The sequence below is a fragment of the Acidithiobacillus sulfurivorans genome (genome assembly GCF_018853815.1).
GTDB classification, from domain to species: domain Bacteria; phylum Pseudomonadota; class Gammaproteobacteria; order Acidithiobacillales; family Acidithiobacillaceae; genus Acidithiobacillus; species Acidithiobacillus sulfurivorans.
In genome coordinates this window covers 1-3,396 of sequence record NZ_JAAOMP010000141.1, presented here as the reverse complement: position 1 = coordinate 3,396, position 3,396 = coordinate 1, and the positions used below count along the sequence as shown (strand labels likewise).

Sequence of the window (3,396 nt, the reverse complement as noted above, 5' to 3'; positions counted from 1 at the left end):
ATCCAGCGTGCGGCATTACGTTGTACGCTCAAGGCTTCATAATCGGTGGCGGCGTCCCGGTAATATGTGCCGCGAGAGAGCATGAAGTAGATGATGCGCAGCATTTTGTGGGCCAAGGCGATAATGGATCGTTTATGACCTCGGCGCACGACCAGGTTCTGGAATTTGGTGCGCAGGGCGCATTGGGTGCGACTGGCGGCATGGGCGCATTCGCACAAGACGCGGCGCACGTAAGGATTCCCTTTCCGGGTGCGACCACTTTTGCGCTTGCCGGCCGATTCGTTGTTGCCCGGGCACAGACCGGCCCACGACGCCAGGCGATCGGCACTCCCGAAGGCCTTCATATCGTCCCCGATTTTCACCAGCAATAAGGCAGCACCCATGGTATCCACTCCCGGCAAGGTCTGCAGCAGGGCCAGCGCATGCTGTTGCGGGGCCAAACCGTCCAGCAAGCGGGTATCGAAGCGCGCGATCTGCGCTTCCAGGGCTTCGATATAGTGCATCGTTTCGTCCAGAACAAAACGATGGCAGGCACTCAAATCGCCCTGCAACGCATCCAGAATCTCCTCCCGGCTGGCCTTGAGGCGATGGCTCGCCAGGGACAGTACCTCCTGGGGCGTGGCGCCCTGAATCAGCGCTTTGATCATGGCGCGTGCCGATTGACCATGAATGTCGCTGACCACCACGCCCAGGCGGATCCCCCCGTCGGTCAGCACCTTGTGTAGCCGGTTCTTTTCGGAGGCCAGCATGCCGACCAACTTCTGGCGTTGGCGGGCAATCAAGCGTAATTCCCGCAGTGGCGCCGGCGGGACAAAGGAACCGCGTAACAAGCCCGCGCGCGCCAGCATGGCCAGCCATTCCGCATCGCCAACATCGGTTTTGCGCCCGGGCACCTGTTTGACGTGACGGGCATTGACGACCTGGGCACGAATGCCGACCTGCTCCAAAGCCGCATAGGGACTTTTCCAGTAAATCCCGGTACTCTCCATGACCACTGCATCCGGCTGCAGGTCGCACACCAATCCGCCAAGGCCCGGCGGTCTTTCTTGAAGCCGCCAAACTGACGGCGCTCTACCTCCACAGTGCCATCCGGGTTACCAATGATGGCACAGGCCGTCACTTGTGCCTGATGAATATCCAGGCCGATCACACGTTGAAAAATGGGTTTCAGTTCCATTGGCTTTCCTCTCCATCTATACTGAAAACGTGGGAGGCGACGGATGCCGATGCCGAATCAACCTGCCTGCAGCAAGCCACAGGCGGTCCTCTTAATGTGCGCTCTCATGGAGGCAATCCGGGGTACGAGTCGGCCCGGCGGGTCACGTTAGAAACGGGATCAAGTCATCAAAATTTCGCGCGATCTCAATCCGCCGCCACCCACTCCCATTCTCTTTCATTCTCCGGGGTGGCGCGAGTCGCAATGGACGTTAGGTAAACGTTTGACCGATATGTTGCGCAAATCTGATTTTATTGCCCGTTACGGGGGCGATGAATTCGTACTCCTGCTGGAAGATTTGACGGGGCATGCAGACCTTGCGCAACTCCTTAAAAAAATTGAAGGGACCATCACCACACCGATCCTTCTGAGTAATGATGAAAGCGTTCAGGTTGGGGCAAGTATGGGTGTCGTGCTGTATCCTTTTGCCGATACAGACCAAGCGGATCAGCTGTTGCGCTGGTCTGATCAGGCGCTCTATGAAATCAAAGCCCACAAAGCGGATCGAGAAAATTGCTGGGCACTTTTCGGTGAGGAAAACTTCGCAGATCAGCGTAATCCCGCACAGGTCCTGCTGGATAACGGCGCATTGGAGGTCTGGTATCAACCCATTCTGGATAGCCGCAAAGGCAAGATAGTCGGCATCGAAGCTTTGGCACGCCTGCGGGATGAAAACGGGACTATTTGGCCTCCAGCCCGGTTTTTGCCGCAATTACACGGTGAAGACTTTTCTGATCTCAACAAACAGGTATTAACCCAAGCATTGAAGGATCTCTCGATACTGGATGCCCAAGGATGGCCTTTATGGGTCTCCGTCAATCTGGATCCACGTTCTCTGTCGGGTTCTTGCATCACTTGCTTACGTGAAATACTCGGCGAAAGCACGGTAGATGCATCACGCGTCACACTGGAAATTCTTGAGGGAGAGGATTTTCTGGAGCGGCAGACCGCGTTGGAATTGCTCCTGGAAATAAAAGCATTAGGCTTTCGCCTGGCGCTTGATGATGTGGGAAGTGCCTACAGCTCTCTGCTCCGCATGAAGGACCTGCCCATTGACGAAATCAAGCTCGACCAGGGCTTTGTCCGCACCCTCGAACTGCGACCGCAGGACCTTCATTTCTTGAACGCCATTCAGGATCTGGCCAACGGGATGCAGGTAGATCTCGTGGTAGAGGGTGTAGAGACTGAAGATATTTTGGATGCAGTCACCGTTATGGGAAGCACGCTTCTGCAAGGTTACACCATTGCCAAGCCTATGCCGTTCGCGGAATTAAAGGCATTCCTCAAGCACAGCGTTTTCCCGCACCGACATCGACCCATCAGTTTGCTTGGACTGTATGCTACGCGTCTTGCTCAACACGAAGCGCTGAAAAAAACCATCATTCGCTCTCCACGCGCAGTAGATTACCTGACTCTGGCTGATGCCACGGTCTGCCCCCTCCATGGAGATATACATCGCTTGGGACAGGATAACGTAAACCGTCTGGATCATCTGCATCGAGAGTACCACCGCGCCATTGCCGTAATGGATGCCCTATTGTTGGCTTCTCCAAGCGGTGCAGATTGGAGTGCTGTTGATCAAGCTGTAGAGGCTTTTGAACAGGCTATTGTGAAAACTTATTTTGAAGAAAAAAGCAAAAAACAACAGACATCATGAGGGTGAAACCGGAACCTTGTTAGTGCTCCATCAGACCGTTTTTGAGCATCTTCAACTGGCGCTCGTCGTCGCAGGATAAACCAGGGATTACGATTCTCAAAAAACTGCGATTTATAGCCATCGTGATGAGTTGGGAGAACATGATGGTCAAGTCGCCGAATGACCGCTTCCGCTGCCCAGCCGCCGTTGATCTCTGATGGTCGGCAGAAGACTGAAAGCGGTCATTCATTATCCATGACCACTTGCAGAATTTAGTTTTGTTTCATGGCGAATCGCATCTCATCTTCTTGATCTATCAGTGATGCCAATTGCCATGTTGCCAGGGTCCTGGCCTTCCATGCCCTGCCCATGGTGGCGGCCCCCGCCGAAGCCAAGGTCTGGGTCCATAGGCAACGACAGGGGGTGGCACGGGATAATATCTGACCACTGGTGGCGGCGTGTAATAAGCGACGGGGGGCGGCGCATAATACACCGGCGGTGGCGCGTAGTAGACGGGAGGCGTACCCAATTGCACGCTCAGTCC

At 54.9% G+C, this 3,396-nt stretch carries 2 protein-coding genes and 1 pseudogene; 1 reads left to right on the top strand and 2 read right to left on the bottom strand.

Translation table 11 applies throughout. The annotated features are described in order from the left end of the window. Nucleotides 1–1,177: pseudogene (locus HAP95_RS13110) on the bottom strand (IS110 family RNA-guided transposase); the annotation flags it as partial. A 166-nt stretch (nucleotides 1,178–1,343) separates the two neighbouring features. Between HAP95_RS13110 and HAP95_RS13105 the strand changes: the two are divergent. Beyond that, nucleotides 1,344–2,873 carry an EAL domain-containing protein gene (locus HAP95_RS13105; RefSeq protein ID WP_368356589.1) on the top strand — a complete coding sequence of 510 codons (1,530 nt, stop codon included), beginning with the start codon at nucleotides 1,344–1,346 and terminating at the stop codon, nucleotides 2,871–2,873. Nucleotides 2,874–3,124: 251 nt separating this feature from the next. On the opposite strand, the gene HAP95_RS13100 is transcribed toward HAP95_RS13105, so the two are convergent. After that, a partial coding sequence (locus HAP95_RS13100) for a hypothetical protein (protein WP_215884613.1) occupies nucleotides 3,125–3,396 on the bottom strand: 272 nt, incomplete at its 5' end.